20 protein-coding genes are annotated in these 23757 nt (G+C 53.1%); 7 read left to right on the plus strand and 13 right to left on the minus strand.

Features of this window, described 5'->3' with window-relative positions:
* The 13 genes from HVX64_RS20780 to HVX64_RS20840 form a co-directional block, all read right to left on the minus strand.
* Entirely contained in the window at positions 1-1056 is a 1056-nt protein-coding gene (locus HVX64_RS20780) for a fimbrial protein (protein ID WP_044257299.1), read from the minus strand.
* Positions 1056-1679, minus strand: a complete 624-nt coding sequence (locus HVX64_RS20785; RefSeq protein WP_052443906.1) for a fimbrial protein — start codon at positions 1677-1679, stop codon at positions 1056-1058. The genes HVX64_RS20780 and HVX64_RS20785 overlap by 1 nt, the downstream gene beginning before the upstream one ends.
* A 17-nt stretch (positions 1680-1696) precedes the next feature.
* Positions 1697-2440, minus strand: coding sequence for a molecular chaperone (locus HVX64_RS20790; RefSeq protein WP_044257300.1), 744 nt, complete (start codon positions 2438-2440; stop codon positions 1697-1699).
* Positions 2441-2482: 42 nt separating this feature from the next.
* On the minus strand, positions 2483-4927 hold the full coding sequence (locus HVX64_RS20795) for a fimbria/pilus outer membrane usher protein (RefSeq protein WP_224267598.1): 2445 nt from the start codon (positions 4925-4927) through the stop codon (positions 2483-2485).
* Positions 4928-5020: 93 nt separating this feature from the next.
* Entirely contained in the window at positions 5021-5569 is a 549-nt protein-coding gene (locus HVX64_RS20800; protein ID WP_052443907.1) for a fimbrial protein, read from the minus strand.
* 68 nt (positions 5570-5637) lie between these two features.
* The gene (locus HVX64_RS20805) at positions 5638-6168 is read right to left on the minus strand and encodes a fimbrial protein (protein WP_042999110.1); all 531 of its coding nucleotides are present in this window, start codon (positions 6166-6168) and stop codon (positions 5638-5640) included.
* 423 nt (positions 6169-6591) lie between these two features.
* The gene (locus HVX64_RS20810) at positions 6592-7068 is read right to left on the minus strand and encodes a type II toxin-antitoxin system YhaV family toxin (RefSeq protein WP_042999109.1); all 477 of its coding nucleotides are present in this window, start codon (positions 7066-7068) and stop codon (positions 6592-6594) included.
* A gap of 4 nt (positions 7069-7072) precedes the next feature.
* Positions 7073-7408: a type II toxin-antitoxin system PrlF family antitoxin gene (locus tag HVX64_RS20815; protein ID WP_042999108.1), complete on the minus strand. Its 336-nt coding sequence runs from the start codon at positions 7406-7408 to the stop codon at positions 7073-7075.
* A gap of 214 nt (positions 7409-7622) precedes the next feature.
* Complete coding sequence (napF, locus tag HVX64_RS20820; protein ID WP_042999107.1) at positions 7623-8159, minus strand: ferredoxin-type protein NapF; 537 nt, start codon at positions 8157-8159, stop codon at positions 7623-7625.
* Complete coding sequence (locus HVX64_RS20825; RefSeq protein ID WP_042999106.1) at positions 8156-8752, minus strand: molecular chaperone; 597 nt, start codon at positions 8750-8752, stop codon at positions 8156-8158. Before HVX64_RS20825 ends, napF begins: the two co-directional genes overlap by 4 nt.
* Positions 8753-8796: 44 nt before the next feature.
* Positions 8797-9570 carry a DmsC/YnfH family molybdoenzyme membrane anchor subunit gene (locus HVX64_RS20830; RefSeq protein WP_044257303.1) on the minus strand — a complete coding sequence of 258 codons (774 nt, stop codon included), beginning with the start codon at positions 9568-9570 and terminating at the stop codon, positions 8797-8799.
* The gene (locus HVX64_RS20835; RefSeq protein WP_044257304.1) at positions 9563-10189 is read right to left on the minus strand and encodes a DMSO/selenate family reductase complex B subunit; all 627 of its coding nucleotides are present in this window, start codon (positions 10187-10189) and stop codon (positions 9563-9565) included. The genes HVX64_RS20830 and HVX64_RS20835 overlap by 8 nt, the downstream gene beginning before the upstream one ends.
* Positions 10190-10202: 13 nt before the next feature.
* Complete coding sequence (locus HVX64_RS20840) at positions 10203-12635, minus strand: DMSO/selenate family reductase complex A subunit (RefSeq protein WP_044257305.1); 2433 nt, start codon at positions 12633-12635, stop codon at positions 10203-10205.
* A gap of 478 nt (positions 12636-13113) precedes the next feature.
* On the opposite strand from HVX64_RS20840, the gene HVX64_RS20845 reads away from it, so the two are divergent.
* The 7 genes from HVX64_RS20845 to adiA all read left to right on the plus strand — a co-directional run bounded on the left by HVX64_RS20845 (position 13114) and on the right by adiA (position 23510).
* Complete coding sequence (locus HVX64_RS20845; protein WP_044257310.1) at positions 13114-14064, plus strand: nickel/cobalt transporter; 951 nt, start codon at positions 13114-13116, stop codon at positions 14062-14064.
* A gap of 121 nt (positions 14065-14185) precedes the next feature.
* Entirely contained in the window at positions 14186-15817 is a 1632-nt protein-coding gene (locus HVX64_RS20850) for a sensor histidine kinase (protein WP_044257312.1), read from the plus strand.
* Entirely contained in the window at positions 15814-16533 is a 720-nt protein-coding gene (gene dcuR, locus HVX64_RS20855; protein ID WP_042999101.1) for a two-component system response regulator DcuR, read from the plus strand. Before HVX64_RS20850 ends, dcuR begins: the two co-directional genes overlap by 4 nt.
* 635 nt (positions 16534-17168) lie before the next feature.
* The gene (gene dcuB / locus HVX64_RS20860) at positions 17169-18509 is read left to right on the plus strand and encodes an anaerobic C4-dicarboxylate transporter DcuB (RefSeq protein WP_042999100.1); all 1341 of its coding nucleotides are present in this window, start codon (positions 17169-17171) and stop codon (positions 18507-18509) included.
* A gap of 76 nt (positions 18510-18585) precedes the next feature.
* The gene (fumB, locus tag HVX64_RS20865) at positions 18586-20232 is read left to right on the plus strand and encodes a class I fumarate hydratase (protein ID WP_042999099.1); all 1647 of its coding nucleotides are present in this window, start codon (positions 18586-18588) and stop codon (positions 20230-20232) included.
* Positions 20233-20376: 144 nt separating this feature from the next.
* Positions 20377-21012 carry a DUF2238 domain-containing protein gene (locus HVX64_RS20870; RefSeq protein ID WP_042999098.1) on the plus strand — a complete coding sequence of 212 codons (636 nt, stop codon included), beginning with the start codon at positions 20377-20379 and terminating at the stop codon, positions 21010-21012.
* A gap of 230 nt (positions 21013-21242) precedes the next feature.
* The gene (adiA, locus tag HVX64_RS20875; RefSeq protein ID WP_156135246.1) at positions 21243-23510 is read left to right on the plus strand and encodes an arginine decarboxylase; all 2268 of its coding nucleotides are present in this window, start codon (positions 21243-21245) and stop codon (positions 23508-23510) included.
* The last annotated feature ends 247 nt before the right edge of the window (positions 23511-23757 follow it).

Genomic DNA, 23757 nt, shown 5'->3' on the forward strand with positions numbered 1-23757 from the left:
TTACTGGAATTCAGCCACAACCGTTGCAGATGCATGGAACTCACCTTCCGGAATGACGGAGGTGGTATATTTCGCCACCGGCGCGGCAGTCAGGTTCCAGTCGCCTTCGTTATTGGCAAACCCCGGCACGTTATAGAAGGTATTGGGTGCCACCGGGTTGCCCTGACGATCGCGCAGCGCAATGCCCAGCTCGGAACGATCCGTTGTCCCCTGCGTACTCAGGTATTTACCATCGTCAAACGCAGGATTAGCCTGCTGGATCCCCAATTTGATATTCAGTGCCCCCTGGGCAAAACTGCCGCCCTCGCACTTCACATGAATCGGTACGTTTTTGCTGTAATTGATGCCATTCAGTCGGCTACCGATCCCCGGTATGTTGCCGAAGTCAACGACGATCGGCGTCCCCTGATTGACGATACATTTATCCGGCACGGTGATGACACCGGAAGCGATGGTGATGCGGGAAAGCGGCGTTTGCCCCATTGCGCCCGGCCCCAGGCGACCAAAGAGTTTTGCAATCTCAGATCCTTGCAGGTTCACCCCGTTGATAATCGGTTTGGTGATCATAAAGGTCACTTTCCCCTTTGCACCGGAGGTAAACTGGTTGTCAAGGATCGTGCTGGGCGGGTTACAGTAGTTCTGATTGGCGTCGTTTGAGATGTTATCAAACGGTACTGTTTTATAATCTTGCAGATTCCCGCCGATGTAGATCTCAATTTTAACGTCCATATAGTCATTAAGTTTGAGGTAACCCGGCGTCATTCCGGACTGCGTCAACGTCGCCTGAGACATGTAATACACCGGCTGATCCACCATTGACTGTGTACAGTACGCACGCCCCTGGAACATCCCTGCCAGATTAAACTCGTCAGTAATGGTCGCCCCTGCCTGGTTGGAGGTAATATCATGATTGCTGATATTAATCAGATAGTCATAGGTCCCATTCACCGGTTCAATTTCACCGTCCAGTGCGGACCACGCCGCGCCCGGTAAGCCGAGCGTGCTGAGTGCCAGTAAGACCGGCCATTTGCGGCGGAACAGGCCTGACAGTTTCATTACAAGTACTCCATCTTCAGGCGGACTAGGCTGCTAAAGTCACCCGCGCTCACATGCAACCCCGTGGATTCCAGCGCCGCCATAAAATTCAGTTCACTATCACCAGAGTTCACCAGCCAGGGCGCATGGGTCTGCCCGACATCCAGCGCATTCCCGTTTTTATCGAGCAGGCGCACGCCGGCTCCCTGGGTCGTACCGCTGGTGCGTAATAGCTGGCCGTTATTAAGATCGGATTCACCAACGAACGTCAGTTGCACCACCTGCTCCCCGGTGCTGTAGGCACGCCAGTCATTCCCGGTGGTTCTGGACGCCAGACTCCCTCGCGACTGCGACGCCCCTTTCAGGCAGTCCTTCAGATACAATTTGAAGCGTACCGGCTCACTGCGATCGCCCGCCTGGCGAAAATTCTGCGCGCTGATCTCGCCCATCTCGACATCCTGAATACGCCCTTGTGTCATCAGCACACAGGGAGAGGCAAACACGGTGCCGTGAAACCGGACAATGCCGCTATCTTCGCTGACATGTTCCTGAGCGCTATGCTGTGGCTGCGCGGGCACATCCGCCCCGCACTGAAACGCCACGCCCATCGCAAGGAGGGCCACCGTGAATAAAGGATTTTGCATTGTCAGGTTCCTCCTGGTTAGCCCTGCTGCGCCGGTGGAAGCGCTTTGCAGGTGTTGCCATCGCAACGAAACTTCAGCTCCGGGTGTCCGCCATAGTCGTTCACGTACATCATGGAAAACTGGCTGACATTTCCGTCCGTTACCGCAAACTGCTGGCTCGATTTGGGCGCGATCATGATCCCCGGGAATTGGGTGATCTTCTGTCCGGCCCCTTTGGACAACCCAAGGATCGTGACGTAGTAAGGCGTTGGATTCTGTACCGTCATCTGGTTGCCGTTTTTCTGGAACACCACCTGGTCCTGCCAGATTTCACTCCGGGTCTTCGGGATCACCGCCGCCGGGCGGTAAAACAGCTTGATGCGCGACTGCATGGCCAGTTGCAGCGTATTCGGTTTATCCGGCTTCGGCGGGATCTCCCGGACATTGAGGTAGAACAGGCTTTCTCTGTCCTGCGGCAGCTTTTCGATCCCGGCGGTTTTGGTGACGCGCGCGATCCCTTTCTGCCCTCCGTTGATTCGCTGTAGCGGCGGTAACACAATCAGCGGCGAGGTAATCTTGTTGCCCTTTTCATCCTCGACCCACGACTGGGCGAGGAAGGGAATATCCGGGCTGGTATTGGACAGATTGGCGCTCGATGAGGCCTCTTTCTCCGTAATAATGACGCGGGTCCGATCCAGAGAGACCCCCGCCTGCGCGTAGCCGCCAATCATGCTCAGCGCCCACGCCGCCATCAGATATCCGTTATGTCTTTTCTTGCTCATTTTTGGCCTTTTATTACAGTGAGATAACTCGTTCTGTCGGGATTAACGACACGGCAGAAGCGTGTTCGCCGATCCGTTGTTTGCGCCTGGCGGGATCGTCACCTGACATTGCTGTTTACCGCCCCACATCACGTTCAGCGTTTCGTTCGCATTGACTCCCGCAAGCCAGGCTTGCCCGTCTTCCAGCACCATCGCGACGCTTACGCCATCGGTGTTGTAAATTTCCGCGCCGAATGGCGGGACGCTGCCATCCGTGAGGCGTAGCGTCCCCATCATCTTCATCCCCTTCGCCATACCGAAGGCCTGATAGCCAATCGCGCCTTCCGTCAGGGTTGTCGTGCTGATGGCTTTTGACGGTTCGATGTCGCTGTCCATCGCATCCACGTCCACGCGGGTGTCAAAACTGTTGTAGCTCACCACATCCGGCACCACGGCAATGCCGTAGCCGTTAGTCCGCGACTTCTTGCCGTTAAGCGGCACGCCGCCAATGCCATTGGTATCCACCATAACGCGCGCCGTGTTGATCGTTGCGCCGCTGTTATGCATCGCGGCACCGTGGCGGGTTGCCGTGAAGCCACCGCGCAGTGTCGTGCTCAGCGCCATATACTGGCTCTGCTGATAGCTGGCATTGGTATTGATTTCCGCCAGTTGCGAACGATGCTGGTAATAACCGTCAACGCTGGCGTTACCGCTCTGGCTGGCACCGGCACGAATACGCCACAAGTTGTTGTAATCACTGTTGTCGGTGTAGGACGCCATCGGACTGGTTTTGCCGTTGTTGGTCTGGATATCCAGACCCGCCCATTTGTTGTCGCCAATCGGCACCGACAGCGAGAAGGAGATCGAATCGTCTTTGCGCCCTTTGTAATCGGTACGGTAAGCGGAAAGGTTGGCGGTGATACCGTTGATGTCGCCAATGCGGAAGGCGCGCCCCACCGACATGCCGTAACGATCCTGGCTACGCTTATCCCAGTAGTTCTGGTGCGTCCAGGTCAGGAAGACGGTCGTCGCCTTCCCTGCTTCGCCAGCCCAGAAGGTTTTATTCCCGGTGATGGTATAGAGCTCTTTTTCGCGCCCGATGTGGTCGTATCCCTGATAGCGTTCATCGAGATACTGCGCCATTGTGCGGAAGTCTTCCTGCGAGAAGCGGTAGCCCGCAAAGGTAATGGAGCTGTTGTATTCGTCGAAGGTTTTTGCGTAGCTCAGCTTGTAAGAGGTTCCTTTCAGCCGGTTGCCGTCTGGCTCACGGCTCCACGACTCGGTGGCGTCAATGGAAATAGCGCCAAACGCATAGAGATCGCGCCCGATACCCAACGACGCCGCGGTGTACTCTTCACCTGAAGACTGTAAGCCGCCATACAGCGACCACGCGTTACTGACCCCCCAGGAGAAATCGCCGGAAAGGAACGTTGGGCCCTGCATTTTATGGTTGTAACGGGACGGCGTACCGCCTGAGATGTTGTAACGAACGTAGCCCGGACGCGTGAGATACGGAATATTGGCGGTGTTCACCTGGAAAGTGGAGACCGAGCCGTCCTGTTCTTCGACGCGTACATCGAGCGTGCCGCGCACTGAACTGCGCAAATCCTGAATGTTGAACGGCCCGGCGGGTACGGTCGTTTCATAGATGACGCGCCCACTCTGGCTGACGGTCACTTTGGCGTTGGTACGGGCGATACCATGAATTTCAGGGGCATAGCCCTGTAACGCCGGTGGCAGCATCCGCTCATCGCTGGCAAGGTTGACCCCGGTAAAACGCACGGTATCGAAAACCTGCGAATTCAGGTAGATCTCACCCAGCGTCAGTTTCGCCGCCATCATCGGCAAAGGACGGTAGGCGTAGATCTGATTCCAGTCGAAATCGAATTGATGGTTCTGGCTGTAATAGCTGGTCTGATATTCACCGCGCACACGCCAGCCGCCGATGTTCGCGCCCGCCTGACCATAGCCTGAAACCGCGCTGTAGTTTTCCTGGCCGTTAAACTGGCGGGTAAGTTGCCCGTTGAGGCTGTAATCAAACAGAAGACCCGCGATCCCTTCATCCCAGCGCTCAGGCGGCGTCCAGTTCGGATCGTTATACTTCATCCACGCCTGCGGCACGGTAATTTCAAGCACGCCAGCATAGTTGCTTAATTTCGCCCCTGGCAGACTTTGCAGGGAATAGCAGTTCTCATAGAGCTGGGTGACTTGCGCGCGGGCCTCATCTTTCAGCGCCAGTTTGTCCAGCAGGTCGCCGCTGATGCACGGCAACGTGCGCTTGCCTTCAGGAGCCTCGATATAACGAATTTTCTCCTGACCGACCGGCTGACCGTTAATACGGATATCCAACAAATAATCACCAGGCGTGACATAGTTGTCGGTTGCAAAACGCGACAGATCAATCTGCGTGCGCTCCGCTGCATCCAGGACATCGGTATTAAACTCAACGCTCTCCTCAGCACTGGTTGTCGCTGCATAGCAGCTATTCATTACCAGAAGAGCAATCATCGTTATAGGGGTTTTTATTTTTACCGACATGATTTTCATCCCGAATAAATCCGTTAAAAACGTCCTGCTTCCTGCCAGGTTATTGTTATGCTGTTAGTGGTAATCCATAAAAAACTGCGCAACGGCAGTAAACTCGCCCGCTTTTATATATTTTTGAACCGGTACCAGCGATGCGGAAAATTTTAAAACGTTATCGGTCTCGCTCAGTTCATATTCCTGAGAGGGTTGACCCAGCGTTAATATTTCACCCTGACTGTCACGTAGACGAATACCAAAGCCATCGGCGTCACCACTGACTAATAATGTGGTGGGATCGGATGCCGCCGCATTGCCCATAAAAGTGACCGAAGCATAAGGATAAAGTGAACCATCGTTGCCTCGTTTCACCACGGAACATCCTGTCAGGCGTATCAACACTGGCCGCGTAATATTGCCTTCATCATTACGATTAATCAGGCTGGCAGAAACATTACCAAACTCAACCTCTATATCCCGACTGTTCGGGTCAAGGCTGCATGCCGCCTCAATCAGTTCACCGCTCATGGCTAATTTACCCGGCGTGACGGTGGATGCTGAAACCGAAGCCGACCCGACCAGAGCGCAAAAATAGACGGCAATGAGGAGCGTATTGTTTATTTTCACTTTGTCCCTCCCTGGTCTACGATGGAGAAAGTGCGGGAACACGCCCCGCACTCATCACTTCAGGTCAATTACTGGTACGCAATCTCGAAGTTCACGGTGGACTGGAAGGAACCAGCAGCCACGGTTGCGCTTGCGCTTTCTGCTTTCACATAGGCCACAAACGGAATGGTGTTGGTGCCATTAACCAGCTGGACAGGTGTTGTTGCAGTGCCCCACACCACATCCTGGCTGGCGCTGTCACGCAGGCCGATACCCGCACCAGACGCGGTGCCTGAAGTAAAGGCCGCCAGAGTGGCGTCAGTTGGGTTGGTGCTGGTCGGGGTGTAAGTCACTTCTGCAGTTTGCGCTACCGTGATGTCGCAGTGCTGCAGTTCGATGTTCTGGTGTACGTTTCCGGCGCGAGCACCGTTAGCCAGTGCAGAAACAGGAATCTGACCAAAATCAACGGTCACCGGGCTTGAACCTGGTGCCAGACCACAGGCGGTATTTACCAGTTCACCCTGGAATTCAATCACACCGTTCGTTGTGTCAGCTAAAACAGACATAGAACCCAGAGCGGCGCTGAACGCAACAGCCATAGCAACTTTATTCATTTTCATAACAATTTCCTGTTTGTACCAATATCCTGAGAAATAAAGAGTCATCACGTCGCATTCGTTATTTCGTCCTGCTGTAATCAACTCTTGGTTTTGTTCTGGAAATGTCCTGGCAATAATTAAAAATGCAATAATATTAATTACCACCACTCCTTTGAACTGATGAAAATGCTACCAAATCAAAATTTCCACACAAAGCACTACATTTGCTGCGGGATAGATACGCATTGTTAACTCGCAGAGAAAGGAAAGGTGGATTTATATCTCGCGAAGTGGTGTGATAAATCCGAAATACATGACGGGTTTTAGCGGATATAGAATTCAAAAGCGGAGAAGAGATTAGGATAATTCCCGATAATACCGGAAATAAAATAATGATTCAGTAAATTATTGGAATAGTTAAGGTGAAAATATCAACAGTAGAGCTCAAAGATGTTCCTTCCCGTCGTTTTGACAAGCCTGAAGCAAACTTAGCCAGTCGTCGGGTGGATTCCCCTCATCAAGCATTTTCCCGAAAATCTTATAGGCATCGGTCTTGCTGCCGTAGGTGCGCAATGGCCCTTCATCATTCACCCATGCGATGACAATGATCTTACTCTCGAGACTATAACGGAAAAATAAGCGATACCGTCCTCCACCAAACTTCGCTCTCGACCAGTCTGTATAAGCTTTCCCTATACTGTCACCAGGCCGGTAAACAGAAGCTCGGGGTTCGTGGGTAATGTTGGCAATGGATTTCAATAAATGCGCCAGCACCTTGGTCTCTTTCTTCTTCTGGAAAACAATGGGATCTGGAAACCTGTGCTTAAGGTCTTCAACACGTGCGACCAGCGCGTTGTATTGATCGATAAAACAGGGATGAGCGTAGATCGTCCACCCGTTCAGCCATGTGGGAAAATCCATTTTTTCAGTCTTCGTCGCTGATTTCATCATCAAGATTGACGTCGATACCATCAACCAGTTCATAGCCACGGGATAAATCCAGCTTCTTCAGCGTTTGTGGGTTATTCGCCACATCCTGTGATAAGAAGTCCAGGAATGATCGCATCACACCGTCCTCCGTTGCTTCACTGTATTTTGAAAGCAGTACTTCACCCGTGGAAAGCAATGTGTAATGAATACGATCACCACTGCGAAGATGTAAAGCGTCCCTGATCGACGCAGGGATAGTCGTTTGATGTCGTTCCGTCAATTTAGAATCCGCTTCAATGGCAATGTCTTCAGATCGAACATAGGCGAACATATTTATCCCTTTGCGTTACTGTGTACAAATTTTAAACGCATTGTAGGCTCGCCAGAAAAACAATGCAAACGCATTGCAATGTAGTTGCATTGTTAGCAAAGAACTCACGGAGCTGAACGTTACACTCAGAAACTCGCAATGACAGAGGATTCAAAGCCTATAAAGGAGGAAAAGATCAAAACGGGAAGCCGTCTCGCAAATTCGGGCGGAAGGATTATTTCAGACTGACGGCATCAACATGACACTGTACCCGGCATTCACCGCAGCCGGTACAACGCTCGCTGTCCAGCACAGGGATCCCCGTCGCGCCGAGGGTACAGGCCAGTTCGGGGCATGCCTCAACACACTGGTTACACGAGCGCACTGGATTAACGCAGGCAGCGCTGAACGTTGGCCGCAGGCCTGTATCAAAACGCGCCTGTACGCACAGCGCGTCACTCGGGCATGCGGCAATGCACGCCCCACAGCCATCGCAACTGGCATAATCAATAGCCAGTTGCGGGTAGCCGTCTTCGTGACGGGTCAGAATCCCCATCGGGCATGCATCGATACACTGGTTGCATCGGGTACATTGCGCGATGAACTGCGCATCAGGCACGGCTCCCGGTGGCAACGAATGCGCAAGTTGAGGCACCGATACCCCCTCCGGCGCAGTGTGCTTTGCCGCACTGACAAACGCGCGAAATAGCCCACGCCGACTGACGTGCCGATGCGTCATCAGCGCCTGATAATATTTCTCTGACTTGTTCATCCGAAGTACAGCCGTTTCACCGCAGGTTGTAGCGCGCGTTGCTGCTCCATCTCCTGCAGATAACACGCCGTTACGGCGGCAAGACGCGCATAGAACGGGCTCACCGCGCTGTCCTGCACGCGTTCCAGATAGCGATATCCCCACGGCAGCAGATGCACTGCGAATAATTGATTTACCGCCGCGTCTTTACCGGCCTCCAGCAGCGCACTACTGGCTAACAGCATCAGGCCAAACTGATCTTCGGGTTCGCTCTGGCGCGAGTCAAATGCCATTCCCTGCGACTGTAAAAACGCGCGGTATTCCGCGGTGGTATCGCCCATCAGCAGATTATCGCGCTCCAGCCAGACGGAACCCCATGGCGGCGCGGGCATATCCCCTTGCCCTTCGAACAGCACGGAAAATTGCCACGCCAGTTCTTCATCATCCGGCAGCGGCCAGTCAGCACACAGCCTGGCAATCTGCACCGGATCGCGCCACGGATACAGATCGGGCAGCATGGGCAGACTGTCGAACAGCGCTTTCACCTCCGGTCGTCCGGGAGAGTAATAAAACAGTGCACCGAGGATCCTCGGTAATACAGCATCGGGGGTCATCTCTGGCTCCTCCTGAAAACAGAGCGGCCGAAGCCGCTCACAGGTTACATCGGTAACGTCCACAGATTGTAGAACGCAATCCTGCCCACTAGCTCAGCCACGATGACGACCACGGCGGTCATCGCCAGAACCGTGACACTGGACTTCAACCGCGCCCAGGTCACCACCCCAACAATGCCTAGCGCCAGCAGCGCCGCTTGTGCGGTAAACCAACTGGTTTGCGCCGCCGTTAACGCGTCGTCCGCACTCATCAGCGTCGACACATACCCCGGTCGCAGGCAGAAACTTACGAGTATCGCCAGTACGCTCACCAACAGGCCCAGACGCAGCCCGAACAGCCCGGCCAGAATGCCGCCGCCAATCAGCGGCGTCAGCACCATCATCACCGTCGTATACGAGGTGCGCCAGGTAACCACCGTCGGCAACTGGTAGATTTGCGGGATCGCCAGAATAAAGACCACGCCCACCACCGCCGCCAGCCATACCAGCGCTTTACACAGCGCAGTCGCGCCACGGTTAAGCAGCAGACCGAGAGAACCCAGCCCGCCAAGCGTGGCAAACACTGCCGACAGTACAATTTCGTTGCTCATCGGCGAATGACCCACGCGCAGCAGCATATTCAGCGCACGCAGCGGTTGTCCGACGTGGATTACCCCCAGCAGCACCCCAACCCCAAACAGACACATGACACAGAACAGGCCGACGGCCATCCGCCGCGCCTCGATCTGCCCCAGGGTGCCGCCAATCAGCAGCAGAATAAATGCCCCCACTGCGCTTTGGGTAAAGACGGTAAAAAAGACCAGCGGTAACTCATGCATGGCGCACCTCCCCCATGTTCATAATGGCCCCTTCCTTATCGCCCGTAGGTTTGGCCTTCGGATGCGGCTTAATGATGAGGTTAGGATGGGTAAACGACGCGGCGGGTAGTGGCGCAATGTCGTTCTCGCTACCGTATTTCGCGCGCAGTTCATCGATTGGGCCGAAATCCAGCGCTCGCTGTGGGCAAGAATCCACACAGATAGGGCGCAGATTCTGCTCCAGTCGGTCGAGACAGCCGTCGCATTTACGCATGACTTTGGCCTTAGCATCAAACTGCGGCGCGCCATACGGGCAGCGCATCTCGCAATAGCGGCAGCCCACGCAGATACTGTCATCGACCAGCACCAGACCGTCTTCTTCACGCTTGTGCATCGCGCCGGTCGGGCAGCCTGATACGCAGACTGGCTCATCACAGTGGTTACAGGCGATAGAGAGGTAGTAGGTAAAGGTGTCGTTGTGCCAGCTTTCTCCTTCTTTCACCCAGCTTCCGCCGCCGTATTCATAGACCCGGCGGAATTTCGGGCCGACGTCCAGATCTTTATTATCCTTACAGCTTACCTGGCAGGTTTTACAGCCTGAGCAGCGCGAGGAGTCAACATAAAAGCCATACTGTTTCATTGCGGATCACTCCTTAAGCGCGTTTGATTTCAACCAGGTTGGTATGCTGCGGGTTCCCTTTCGCCAACGGCGACGGCAGATGACTGGTCAGGGTATTGATGCACCCGCCAACGTCCACACCGTTGCTATCCAGACGGGTCCACGCCCCCTGTGGCATCGCCACCACACCCGGCAGAATCCGCTGGGTCACCTTGCAGGGAATCGCCACCACGCCGCGATCGTTGAACACATGCACCAGATCGCCAGAGTTCAACTGGCGTGCGCTGGCATCTATTGGGTTGATCCACACTTCATCCGGTACCGCTTCATGCAGCATCAACACGTTGGTATAGGTTGAGTGGGTATGGCCTTTGGTGTGAAAACCGCTTAACTGCAGCGGATACTTCGCGGTCAGCGCTTTGTTCAGATGCGACTCTGTCACCGCGCAGAACTCCGGTACCGCCGGGATGCGATCGCCTTCCGGCAGCGTCCACGCTTTCGCGAGATCGGCCAGCGCCTGCGAGTAGATCTCAATCTTGCCGGATGGCGTGGTCAGCGGATTGGCCACGGCATCGGCACGGAAATCAGCAAACGCCAGGCTCTGTTTGTCGGTTGCGATGCGCTGGTCAATGACCCCCATCTCTTTCGCCACCGACCATTCCGGCAGGTACGGACGTTTCTCGCGGATCTGCTGATAGTGCATTTCTGCCCACTGCGCCTGTGTCCGCCCTTCGGTGTACTGCTCACGCAGCCCCAGATGCCCGGCGATATCAGCACAAATATCGTAGGTGCTACGTACTTCCCACATCGGCGTGACCGTTTTCTGCAAGGCGATCATGAAGTTGTGAGACCCCGTGGCATAAGAGCTGTCCACCAGATCTTCCGCTTCGAGATAGCTGGTTTCCGGCAGCAGGAGATCGGCGTACTTCGCGCTCGGCGTCATGTGGTTTTCAATGACGATAATGGTTTCGCACAAGCTTTCATCCGCGAGAATTTTGCGCGTGCGGTTGGTTTCACCGTGCTGATTCAGCAGCGTGTTACCGGCCTGGTTGAAGAACAGCTTGATGCCGGTTTTCAGTTTATCCGCCCCCTTCACCCCCATCGTGGTGGCCGTCATCATTTCCGGGCGTTGAATCGCATCCGTCCAGAGATAGCACGGAATGGAGGTCTTGATCGGGTTGGTCAAAATCGGTAACAGCGGTACGCCATACGGGGTGCCATAAGGCCAGTTACCGTTATTGGTGCCCGGCAGGCCAAAGTGGCCGGTCAGTGCGGGTAACGTCTGAATGGCGCGCACGGTTTGCTCGCCGTTAGCGTGACGCTGCGGCCCCCAGCCCTGACAAATGTAACAGGCACGAGCCGAAGCGATTTCGCGCGCCAGTTGGCGAATGCGCGTCGCCGGAAGCCCCGTGATCTCCGCCGCCCATTCCGGCGTTTTAGCGATACCGTCATCACCTTTACCAATCACGTAGTCTTTATAGCTGGCATTCGGCGCAGCGCCTTCAGGCAGCGTGCTGCTGTCATAGCCCACGCAGTACTTATTCACCTCGGCTTCATTGATCAACTGTTCGGTAATCAACGTATGGGCGATACCAGCCACCAACGCGGCATCGGTCGTCGGGCGAATCGGCAGCCACTCGGCATGCTCGGTAACTACCGAGTCGGTATAACGCGGATCGATAATAATCACCCGCGCTTTCGAGGCTTCCAGCGCACGACGTAACTCTTCCACCTGTCCGCCGCCAGACATGCGCGTTTCAGACAAATTCAGACCAAACAGCACCACCAGATCGGAATGCGCAATTTGCGTAAAGTGACTTCCGACATACACGCCGTGAGTATAGGGCGTTGCGGTGGCAATTTGCGCCGTGGAATAGGTGTTATGATAATTTAAATAGCCGCCGGTAAGATTTAGCAGACGTTTCCAGGCAGGCGTGCCCTGGGTATGATAATAAGCGCCCGACTGATAATTATAATAAATTGCCTCACGGCCATATTTTTCCGTCACGCGTTTTAATTCTGCAGCGATAAATGCTGTCGCTTCATCCCAGGAAATACGTTTGAATTTCCCTTCGCCACGTTTACCTACGCGTTTCATCGGATATTTAATCCGGTCCGGACTATATACCCGCCAGCGACTGGAACGACCGCGCAAACACGGACGAATCTGATGTTCGCCAAATACCGCGTCGTCTTTTGCGTCTTCCGGTTCAATACGCACGATGCGGTCATCTTTAACGATCACTTTCAGCGGGCAACGGCTGCCACAGTTGACCAGGCAGGCACTGTGGCGAACGGTTTCGCCATTGCCGCCTTGCGCAGGAGCGTCGGTCGTTTCAGCCTGCGCGGTGGTAGAGAAAGGCAACGTAATCGCGTTACTGAGTGCAACAGCGGCACCTATTTTTGCGGTACCTGTCACCGCATCCCGTCGGGACAGCGTTGTGTTTAGCCACTTTTTTATTTCCATCTTTTTTTCTCACATTGCATCCATAGTTATTATTAATAAGTAATCATATAGGGCTAAACACGGCTGATGGTTGATTATGATCAAACGCGCTTTTATGGAAAAATAAAGTGGTAAAACCATGACACTCTTATCATTTTTTATCTGATAAAAAGCAGTGATTTAACTGAAGATGACATTTTTGTAAACATATAAGAGATAAAAACAGAACAACAGCATAATCATTGTATAGTTAATTATATTGCGCTTATATATTCCGTCAGGCAAGCGCAACAAAATTCTTATTTTTGGAACGTATGCCAAAAAGAGTATTCCTGGTCAAAATGAATATTCCTGGCGTTCAGGAACATATTACTTTTTATGCTAATTTAGCAATAATATGATTTTTTGTTATACAAAAAGAAGAAAGCCTTCTGCGTGAACTGAGTTCTTACCGTAAACGGGCTATACTGTTTCATCATCCCCATAGCCAGACTGAATCATGATCGTATCCGGACGCCATCCCTCTCTGCGCCTGTCGCTGGCAGGACTCCTGACGCTGACACTGTTTGGGATCGGCTATACACTACATCTGCACTGGGGGGCGTTTATTCAGTGGTGTCTGGCGACGCAAATCACCCTGCATCGCTATCTGGTGATGTATCTGCTTCAGTTGAATAATCATCAGTACAGCGGCGGTTTCTGGTTACTGACGGGGGCGTTTCTGTACGGCGTACTGCATGCCATCGGACCGGGACACGGAAAGTTCATCGTGACGACCTATCTGAGTACCAATAAGGAAAGCCTGCTGGCTGCTCGGGTCGTGCCTTTTATTGGCAGCATGATGCAAGGAGTCAGTGCGATCCTGTTTGTGTTTATCCTCGCGATTGGCTTTAACCTGGCAGCCGGCGATTTAAGCACCAGCCGATGGTACGTTGAAAAAATCAGCGCTGCGCTGATCGCCGGATTCGGCGCGTTTCTCATTTATCAGGCACTTAAATCCATACGCCCGATAACCTTCACCCGATTTACTCCCTTGCACAGCCATGACGAGAAGTGCGGCTGCGGACATCACGGCGTCGGGCAGACGCTGGTGGACGGTAACTGGAAAACCCGGCTGGGGGTGATTCTCGCCATCGGCGCCCGACCATGCAGCGGGGCAATCATGATCCTGCTGTTTTCCAATGCTCTCGGTATCGTCACCTGGGGCATTGCAGCGGTGATGACCATGTCCTTTGGCACTGCGCTGTCGATCATGGGACTGTCTCTGGCGGTACGTTATGCCCGAAATCAGACACTCACATGGTTCGGTACAGGACATCCCGCTCTGAAATGGCTTGCGCCTGCAGCGAAAATAGTCGGCGGTGTGGTGCTGATCCTGTTTGCCACAATTCTGTTCTTAACGGTGATCCCGATTAGCGCCAACGGCGATTATATTGCCGCAGGCTGCTGATCCGACCTGCGTAATAATGATCCGATAATGGGACACCTGCCCCAGTGAATTTCCCTGCCACCTTTGAATTACGCGTCCCAATAGGGATAATATCCACACGAACTGTGAACCCGGGACCACCATGAGACACTCCCTGCCTTGTCGCAAGCTACGTGAACGGCCGATGAAACTCGGTACGACGGTGATACTGATGGTCAGCGCCGTGTTGTTTTCTGTCTTGCTGGTCGTCCATCTGTTCTACTTCTCACAAATCAGCCACATGACGCGTGATGCGTTAGCAGACAAAGCGCTGGCCGTTGCCCGGACGCTGGCAGACTCGCCGGAGATCCGTGCGGGGTTGATGAAAAAACCCGAGGATAGCGGGATTCAGGCGATTGCCGAAGCGGTGCGCAAGCGAAACGATATGCTGTTCATTGTTGTCACCGACATGAAAAGCCTGCGTTACTCTCATCCGGAAGCCCAGCGCATCGGACAACCGTTTAAGGGCGACGATATTTTGCTGGCACTGGATGGCAAAGAGAATATCGCCATCAACCGGGGCTTTCTCGCCCAGGCGCTGCGCGTTTTCACCCCCATTTATGACGACAATCACCACCAGATTGGGGTGGTGGCGATCGGCCTGGAACTGAGTCGGGTGACCGAACAGATTAACGACAGTCGCGGCAGCATCCTCTGGTCCGTACTTTTTGGCGTGCTGGTTGGCCTGCTGGGAACATGGGTGCTGGTGAAAGTGCTCAAACGCATCCTGTTTGGCCTGGAACCGTATGAAATTTCTACCCTGTTTGAACAGCGCCAGGCGATGCTGCAATCAATCAAAGAGGGGGTCATCGCCGTTGACGACAAAGGCGAAGTGACGTTAATCAACGAGGCCGCCCAGGAGTTGCTGAACTACCGTAAGTCACAGGATGACCCCCAGTTTTCCACGCTCAGCCATGCATGGTCGCAGGTGGTAGATCTCAGCGAAGTGCTGCGCGACGGTACGTCGCACCGCGACGAAGAGATCAACATCAAAGATCGGTTGCTGCTCATTAATACCGTCCCGGTTCGCAGCGACGGCAAGATTATTGGCGCGATCTCCACCTTCAGGGACAAAACGGAAGTTCGCCAGTTGATGCAGCGACTGGATGGCATGGTGAACTATGCCGACTCACTCCGTGAACGATCCCACGAATTCATGAATAAATTACATGTGATTCTGGGATTGTTACATCTGAAGAGTTATAAGCAGCTTGAAGACTATATTATTAAGACGGCAAACAACTATCAGGAAGAGATCGGCTCACTGTTAGGCAAAATTAGATCGCCGGTCATTGCTGGCTTTTTACTTAGTAAGATTAATCGCACATCCGATTCAGGGCACAAACTGGTGATTAGCCATGACAGCCAGGTACCGGACAGCGGCAATGAAGATCAAATTGCGGTATTGATTACCGCGCTCGGAAATCTGATTGAAAACGCGATCGACGCGTTAGCACAGCAGTCAGGAGGTGAGATCAGCGTCTCCTTATACTATCGCAATGGTTGGCTACATTGTGAAGTCAGTGACGATGGTCCCGGCATTGAACCGCACCGCCTTGACGCTATTTTTGATAAAGGCGTCTCGTCTAAAGGAACTGAACGCGGCGTTGGTTTAGCGCTTGTTAAACAACAAGTTGAAAGTCTTGGTGGCAATATTTTTGTGGAATCCGAACCTGGCGTTTTCACACAATTTTTTGTACAAATACCCTGGGATGGGGAGAGGGCCAGCACATGATCAATGTCTTTATTATCGATGACGACGCCATGGTCGCGGAGTTAAACCGCCGCTATGTCGCACAGATCCCCGGTTTTCAGTGCTGCGGAACCGCCTCAACGCTGGAAAAAGCCAAAGAGGTTATTTTTAATAGCGATGTTCAGATTGACCTGATTCTGCTGGATATTTACATGCAGAAAGAGAACGGGCTGGACCTGCTACCGCTTCTGCATGCCGCTGGCTGCAAAAGCGATGTCATTGTCATCTCTTCTGCCGCCGATGCCATGACGATCAAGGATTCGTTGCACTACGGCGTTGTAGATTACTTAATCAAGCCGTTTCAGGCCTCACGCTTTGAGGAAGCCCTCACCAGCTGGCTGCAAAAGAAAAGGGACATGGATAAGCACCAGTATTATGAGCAGTCAGAGCTGGACCAACTGATTCACGGCAATGCGTCCAGTGAGCAGGACACCCGCCGCCTGCCGAAAGGGTTGACGCCGCAGACGCTGCGCACGCTGTGTCAGTGGATCGATGCACATCAGGATTATGAGTTTTCAACCGATGAACTGGCAAATGCGGTGAATATTTCTCGCGTCTCCTGCCGCAAATATCTTATCTGGCTGGTCAACTGTCATATTCTGGTTACCAGCATCCATTATGGCGTTACGGGCAGGCCGGTTTACCGTTACCGTATTCAGGCAGAACATTATTCTTTACTTAAGCAATATTGTCAGTAGAAGATAAATCTTAACCTTGCATTATTTCGTTATATATTGGTAACAATTATTACAATAATGAAAAAATAAAAAGGTTAAGGTTACTTCCTGCAAATTCAGAAATTGTGCCAGATCAAATATAATTGCATCATTCCACATTTTTCAATGCGTTATTATTATCCGACACGCCATTGTTTTTAATTTCAAAAACGCTAACAAAAGTTAATAAAGTATTATCCCCTGCGCAGAGTGTGTATTTTTAATCACAAAGGAGTAGTCTGGAAATAACCGGACGGATTAACAAAAACGATAAACGGTAGCAACGGAGCTCATGCTACATCTTAAGGATAAGCACACTCTGTGAGCAGATGATATGTTCATGTTTTTCATAAAGATACAAAAAGTAGCCCGAACCTGCCTCTGCTCTTCTTTTTCAACACTGCCCATCGCCAGAGAGTCGTGCTCTCTGAAAACAGCCTGAAAAAAACGATAAGAGTTTTCCTGTCCTTAGGAATAACGTTATTCGATGTTTAAAAACTAATCGCACTTTCAGACGAAACGAATATTAGCCAGGCTCTGCGCCCATTACACAAAAAACAGAACATGGCTGTGATCCATTTATCAAAATTGACTGGTTTTATCGCGAGGGTAAATAAATGCTATTTAGTATACAACTTCTCATAATATTAATATGTTTGTTTTATGGTGCCAGAAAGGGCGGTATCGCGCTGGGTTTGTTAGGCGGTATCGGCCTGGTCATTCTGGTGTTCGTTTTCCACCTCCAGCCGGGTAAACCACCGGTTGACGTCATGCTGGTGATCATCGCCGTGGTCGCGGCCTCAGCAACGCTACAGGCCTCAGGCGGTCTGGATGTGATGTTGCAGATCGCAGAGAAACTGCTGCGCCGCAACCCGAAATATGTCTCTATCGTTGCCCCGTTTGTGACCTGTACCCTGACTATCCTGTGCGGTACCGGCCACGTGGTCTACACGATTCTGCCCATCATTTACGACGTGGCGATTAAAAATAACATCCGCCCGGAACGTCCGATGGCCGCCAGCTCCATCGGCGCGCAAATGGGGATCATTGCAAGTCCGGTATCGGTGGCGGTGGTTTCTCTGGTTGCCATGCTGGGTAATGTGACGTTTGAAGGCAAACACCTCGAATTCCTCGACCTGCTGGCGATCACTATCCCGTCCACGCTGATTGGTATTCTGGCTATCGGTATTTTCAGCTGGTTCCGTGGTAAAGATCTGGATAAAGATGAAGACTTCCAGAAATTCATCTCCGTACCGGAAAACCATCACTACGTGTATGGCGATACCGCTACGCTGCTGGACAAAAAACTGCCGAAAAGCAACTGGCTGGCGATGTGGATCTTCCTTGCCGCCATTGCTGTCGTCGCTATCCTGGGTGCCTTCTCTGAACTTCGCCCTTCATTCGGTGGCAAAGCGCTGTCGATGGTGCTGGTTATCCAGATGTTCATGCTGCTGACCGGCGCGTTGATTATTATTCTGACCAAAACCAATCCCGCTTCAATCTCTAAAAACGAAGTCTTCCGTTCAGGTATGATCGCGATTGTGGCGGTGTACGGTATCGCCTGGATGGCGGAAACCATGTTCGGCGCGCACATGACAGAAATCGAAGGTGTGCTGGGTAACATGGTGAAAGAGTATCCGTGGGCCTATGCGATTGTTCTGCTGCTGGTGTCTAAATTCGTTAACTCTCAGGCAGCGGCGCTGGCGGCTATCGTTCCGGTCGCGCTGGCGATTGGCGTTGACCCGGCCTACATCGTGGCGTCTGCCCCGGCGTGCTACGGCTACTACATTCTGCCGACCTATCCGAGCGATCTGGCCGCCATTCAGTTCGACCGTTCAGGTACCACCCGCATTGGTCGCTTCGTCATCAACCACAGCTTTATTCTCCCGGGTTTGATTGGCGTGAGCGTCTCCTGCGTCTTTGGCTGGATCTTTGCTGCCATGTACGGATTCCTGTAAAGGTCTCCCGCGTGCCGTCCGTCACCGGGCGGCACGTCACTTATGATATTAAAAGAAATCAATAGGCTGGAAGCACATGTCAAATAAAGCGTTCTTCTATCAGGCACCTTTCCCGATGGGGAAAGACGAAACAGAGTACTACCTGCTCACTTCCGATTATGTCAGCGTGAGTGAGTTTGAAGGTGAGTCCATACTGAAGGTTGAGCCGCAAGCCCTGACGCTGCTGGCGCAACAAGCCTTTCACGATGCCTCCTTCATGCTCCGCCCCGAACATCAGCAACAAGTCGCCTCCATTCTTCATGACCCCGAAGCCAGCGAAAACGATAAATACGTTGCCCTGCAATTCCTGAGAAACTCTGAAATCGCCGCCAAAGGCATTCTGCCGACCTGTCAGGATACCGGCACGGCGATTATCATGGGGAAAAAAGGCCAGCGTGTCTGGACTGGTGGCGGTGATGAAGCGGCGCTGTCAAAAGGGGTGTACAACACCTATATCGAAGACAATCTGCGCTATTCGCAAAACGCCGCGCTGGATATGTACAAAGAGGTGAATACCGGTACCAACCTGCCGGCACAGATCGACCTCTACACCGTCGATGGTGATGAGTATAAATTCCTGTGCGTAGCGAAAGGCGGCGGTTCCGCCAACAAAACTTACCTGTACCAGGAAACCAAAGCGTTGCTCACCCCGGGCAAGCTGAAAAACTTCCTCGTTGAGAAGATGCGGACGCTGGGAACAGCAGCCTGCCCGCCGTACCATATCGCCTTTGTGATTGGCGGTACTTCCGCAGAAAGCACGCTGAAAACCGTGAAGCTCGCCAGCACGCATTACTACGATGCGCTGCCGACCGAAGGCAACGAGCATGGTCAGGCGTTCCGTGATACACAACTGGAACAGGAACTGCTGGAAGAGGCACAAAAACTCGGTCTTGGCGCGCAGTTTGGCGGTAAATATTTCGCCCACGATATCCGCGTGATCCGCCTGCCGCGTCACGGTGCCTCCTGTCCGGTCGGCATGGGCGTTTCCTGCTCGGCGGATCGTAACATCAAAGCCAAAATCAACCGCGAAGGGATTTGGATCGAAAAACTGGAGCACAACCCAGGTCAGTACATCCCGGAAGCGTTGCGTCAGGCCGGTGAAGGCGAAGTGGTGAAAGTTGACCTCAACCGCCCGATGAAAGAGATCCTGGCACAGCTTTCACAGTACCCGGTTTCCACCCGTCTGTCGCTGACCGGAACCATTATCGTCGGTCGTGATATTGCGCATGCGAAGCTGAAAGAACGTATCGACTCTGGCGAAGGGTTGCCGCAGTACATTAAAGATCATCCGATCTACTACGCCGGTCCGGCAAAAACACCGGCGGGCTATCCGTCAGGCTCATTAGGACCGACCACCGCAGGCCGCATGGACTCCTATGTTGATCTACTGCAATCGCACGGCGGCAGCATGATCATGCTGGCAAAAGGCAATCGCAGCCAACAGGTGACCGATGCCTGCCATAAACACGGCGGCTTCTATCTGGGCAGCATTGGCGGCCCGGCAGCGGTCCTGGCGCAACAGAGTATCAAGCATCTGGAATGCGTTGAGTATCCGGAACTGGGTATGGAAGCGATCTGGAAAATTGAAGTGGAAGATTTCCCGGCGTTCATCCTGGTCGATGACAAAGGCAATGATTTCTTCCAGCAGATAGTGAACAAGCAGTGCGCTAACTGCACGAAATAACCTCTTCGGCCCGGCACCGGACTGCTCTCAACGTTTGAAGGCAGTCCGGTGATCCCCCCGGGCCACCTTTTCCCGTCATGGCTGGCATTGAATTTTCGACCACTTCGGTGAATAGTAGCCTTTTCCATCACTTGCGAAATCACCATGATCCGCACATTAAACCCCACCCTGCTGAATATCGGCGCACTGATCCTGACGCTTATCCTGATCTACACTGGCTTCTCGGCAGGTGAGAAAACCACCTGGCTGATGGAAGTTACGCCGGTCATTATTGTGATACCGCTGCTGCTGACAACCGCAAAGCGCTACCCGCTCACTCCTCTGCTTTATACCCTGATTTTTTTCCACGCCATCATCCTGATGGTGGGCGGTATGTACACCTATGCCAAAGTCCCTGTGGGCTTTGAAGTGCAGGAGTGGCTGGGCTTAAGCCGAAATCCGTATGATAAGCTCGGCCATTTCTTCCAGGGCCTGGTTCCGGCACTGGTGGCGCGCGAAATTCTGCTACGCACAAAGAGTGTTCGCAGCGGTAAGATGCTGGCATTTCTGGTTTGCTGCGTGGCGCTGGCGATTAGTGCCACCTATGAGTTAATTGAATGGTGGGCCGCGCTGGCGATGGGACAGGGCGCGGACGATTTCCTTGGCACGCAGGGCGACCCGTGGGATACCCAGTCAGACATGTTCTGCGCGTTGCTGGGTTCATTGACTACGGTAACGTTGCTGGCGGGAGTGCATAGCCGTCAGTTGCAGCGCTATGGATTAACGCCCCCCGACGCATAACGTATTTATCTGCCGGAGGCATACACAGGCTCCGGCGATATCACTATCAGCTCAAAAAATAATTCAGCTGTCGATAAACCATCGCCAAAAACGGCTGGCAAATCACTTTAATCCATTGTTTATAAACAATTATTGATGAATCCCCGTCGTTTCGCGCCCTCTTTACACCTTTTTTAGTCAGGATAATACTTGCCCGCATCACAGATTCCTCCACAACCGGGTAAGAGATGATGAAAGTATTAATTGTTGAAAGTGAATTTCTGCATCAGGACACCTGGGTTGGCAAGGCCGTGGAACGTCTGGCAGACGCCTTAAGTCGGCAAAATGTTGCCGTCATTAAGTCCACGTCTTTCGACGACGGCTACGCCATCCTGTCGGCAAACGAAGCCATTGATTGCCTGATGTTCAGCTATCAAATGGAACAGCCTGATGAACATCAAAATGTCAGAGAACTGATCGGTAAGCTTCATGAGCGCCAGCAAAATGTGCCGGTCTTTCTGTTAGGTGACAGAGAGAAAGCCACCGCCTCGCTGGACCGCGATATGCTGGAGCTTGTCGATGAGTTCGCCTGGATCCTCGAAGACACCGCTGACTTTATCGCGGGGCGCGCGGTCGCCGCCATGACCCGTTATCGTCAGCAACTGCTGCCGCCGCTGTTTAGTGCGCTGATGAAATATAGCGATATCCACGAATACTCCTGGGCTGCACCGGGCCACCAGGGCGGCGTTGGTTTTACCAAAACGCCTGCCGGCCGCTTCTATCATGATTATTACGGCGAAAACCTGTTCCGCAGCGACATGGGGATTGAACGTGCTTCGCTGGGGTCTCTGCTCGATCACACCGGGGCCTTTGGCGAAAGCGAAAAATATGCTGCACGGGTCTTTGGCGCAGACCGTTCCTGGTCCGTCGTGGTCGGGACATCCGGCTCCAACCGCACCATCATGCAGGCCTGTATGACCGATAACGATGTGGTGGTGCTGGACCGTAACTGCCATAAATCGATTGAACAGGGGTTGATCCTGACCGGGGCGAAACCGGTGTATATGGTGCCCAGCCGTAACCGCTACGGCATCATTGGCCCTATCTACCCACAGGAAATGCAGCCGGAAACCTTACAGAAAAAAATCAGCGAAAGCCCGCTGACCAAAGAGAAGACAGGACAAAAACCGTCTTATAGCGTGGTGACCAACTGTACCTACGACGGTGTCTGCTATAACGCGAAATCCGCACAGGCGTTACTGGCGCAAACTACCGACCGCATTCACTTCGACGAAGCCTGGTACGGCTACGCCCGCTTTAACCCGATTTACGCCGACCACTATGCGATGCGCGGTGAACCGGGCGATCACAGTGGTCCTACCGTTTTTGCCACCCACTCTACGCACAAACTGCTGAACGCCCTCTCTCAGGCGTCTTACATCCATGTGCGTGAAGGTCGCGGCGCGGTGAATTTTTCCCGCTTCAATCAGGCGTACATGATGCATGCCACCACCTCGCCGTTGTATGCCATCTGCGCATCCAACGATGTGGCGGTGTCCATGATGGACGGCAACAGCGGCCTGTCGCTGACTCAGGAAGTGATCGACGAAGCCATCGACTTCCGCCAGGCCATGGCGCGTCTGTATAAAGAGTTCAGCGCCGACGGCGACTGGTTCTTCAAGCCGTGGAACAAAGAAGTGGTCACCGATCCGCAGACCGGGAAAACATTCGATTTTGCTGACGCACCGGCGAAACTGCTGGCAACAGACCAGAACTGCTGGGTGATGCGTCCGGGCGAATCCTGGCACGGCTTTAAAGACTTACCCGATAACTGGAGCATGCTTGACCCGATCAAGGTCAGCATTCTCGCACCGGGGATGGGTGACGACGGCGAACTGGAAGAGACGGGGGTGCCTGCCGCGCTGGTCACCGCCTGGCTTGGACGTCACGGAATCGTGCCAACCCGCACCACCGATTTCCAGATCATGTTCCTGTTCTCGATGGGCATCACCCGTGGGAAATGGGGAACTCTGATCAACACCCTGTGCTCATTTAAACATCACTACGATGCCAACACCCCACTGGCGCAGGTCATGCCGGAACTGGTCGACGAACACCCTGAAACCTACGCCAATATGGGCATTCACGACCTGGGCGATCGGATGTTCGCCTGGTTGCGGGAAAACAACCCAGGCGCGAAACTCAACGCCGCCTATTCCGGCCTGCCGGTTGCCGCAATGACGCCGCGTGAAGCCTATAACGCTATCGTTAACGACAACATCGAAATGGTGGCCATTGATAAACTGCCGGATCGCATTGCAGCAAACTCGGTGATCCCTTATCCGCCGGGAATTCCGATGCTGCTTTCCGGCGAGAACTTCGGTGATGAAAACAGTCCGCAGGTGGGCTATCTCCGCGCCCTGCAATCCTGGGATCACCACTTCCCTGGTTTCGAACATGAAACCGAAGGCACTGAAATCATTGATGGCGTCTATCACGTAATGTGCGTGAAAGTGTAAATCAATTCCGACGACTGCGTCATGACATGGCCACCCTGACGCAGCCTGGTTTAGGCCGTAGGGTTATGACGAGCGTTTCCTGAGTATTGCTGAGAAAAACTACCATTGTCATACCTTTTTGCGCGGGTGCTCCCCGCGCTTTTTTTATCCCTTATGCATGGTTTCCACCGCGTAAAAGTTTCTGTACATAGCAATTATCTGTCGCCTATTGTATTTCCAGACAAAACCATTATTTTAATGCGGACTT

Source organism: Citrobacter sp. RHB20-C16 (assembly GCF_013890155.1).
GTDB lineage: Bacteria > Pseudomonadota > Gammaproteobacteria > Enterobacterales > Enterobacteriaceae > Citrobacter_A > Citrobacter_A amalonaticus.

What these genes read in the sequence shown, in the direction of transcription:
- HVX64_RS20870 (WP_042999098.1), top strand. Translation starts at nt 20,377, where the DNA reads ATGATCCGCACATTAAACCCCACCCTGCTGAATATCGGCGCACTGATC.
- HVX64_RS20780 (WP_044257299.1), bottom strand. Translation starts at nt 1,056, where the DNA reads ATGAAACTGTCAGGCCTGTTCCGCCGCAAATGGCCGGTCTTACTGGCA.
- HVX64_RS20835 (WP_044257304.1), bottom strand. Translation starts at nt 10,189, where the DNA reads ATGAAACAGTATGGCTTTTATGTTGACTCCTCGCGCTGCTCAGGCTGT.
- dcuR (WP_042999101.1), top strand. Translation starts at nt 15,814, where the DNA reads ATGATCAATGTCTTTATTATCGATGACGACGCCATGGTCGCGGAGTTA.
- HVX64_RS20795 (WP_224267598.1), bottom strand. Translation starts at nt 4,927, where the DNA reads ATGATTGCTCTTCTGGTAATGAATAGCTGCTATGCAGCGACAACCAGT.
- HVX64_RS20825 (WP_042999106.1), bottom strand. Translation starts at nt 8,752, where the DNA reads ATGACCCCCGATGCTGTATTACCGAGGATCCTCGGTGCACTGTTTTAT.
- HVX64_RS20805 (WP_042999110.1), bottom strand. Translation starts at nt 6,168, where the DNA reads ATGAAAATGAATAAAGTTGCTATGGCTGTTGCGTTCAGCGCCGCTCTG.
- HVX64_RS20790 (WP_044257300.1), bottom strand. Translation starts at nt 2,440, where the DNA reads ATGAGCAAGAAAAGACATAACGGATATCTGATGGCGGCGTGGGCGCTG.
- napF (WP_042999107.1), bottom strand. Translation starts at nt 8,159, where the DNA reads ATGAACAAGTCAGAGAAATATTATCAGGCGCTGATGACGCATCGGCAC.
- HVX64_RS20845 (WP_044257310.1), top strand. Translation starts at nt 13,114, where the DNA reads ATGATCGTATCCGGACGCCATCCCTCTCTGCGCCTGTCGCTGGCAGGA.
- HVX64_RS20815 (WP_042999108.1), bottom strand. Translation starts at nt 7,408, where the DNA reads ATGTTCGCCTATGTTCGATCTGAAGACATTGCCATTGAAGCGGATTCT.
- dcuB (WP_042999100.1), top strand. Translation starts at nt 17,169, where the DNA reads ATGCTATTTAGTATACAACTTCTCATAATATTAATATGTTTGTTTTAT.
- HVX64_RS20850 (WP_044257312.1), top strand. Translation starts at nt 14,186, where the DNA reads ATGAGACACTCCCTGCCTTGTCGCAAGCTACGTGAACGGCCGATGAAA.
- HVX64_RS20810 (WP_042999109.1), bottom strand. Translation starts at nt 7,068, where the DNA reads ATGGATTTTCCCACATGGCTGAACGGGTGGACGATCTACGCTCATCCC.
- adiA (WP_156135246.1), top strand. Translation starts at nt 21,243, where the DNA reads ATGAAAGTATTAATTGTTGAAAGTGAATTTCTGCATCAGGACACCTGG.
- HVX64_RS20840 (WP_044257305.1), bottom strand. Translation starts at nt 12,635, where the DNA reads ATGGAAATAAAAAAGTGGCTAAACACAACGCTGTCCCGACGGGATGCG.
- HVX64_RS20785 (WP_052443906.1), bottom strand. Translation starts at nt 1,679, where the DNA reads ATGCAAAATCCTTTATTCACGGTGGCCCTCCTTGCGATGGGCGTGGCG.
- HVX64_RS20830 (WP_044257303.1), bottom strand. Translation starts at nt 9,570, where the DNA reads ATGCATGAGTTACCGCTGGTCTTTTTTACCGTCTTTACCCAAAGCGCA.
- fumB (WP_042999099.1), top strand. Translation starts at nt 18,586, where the DNA reads ATGTCAAATAAAGCGTTCTTCTATCAGGCACCTTTCCCGATGGGGAAA.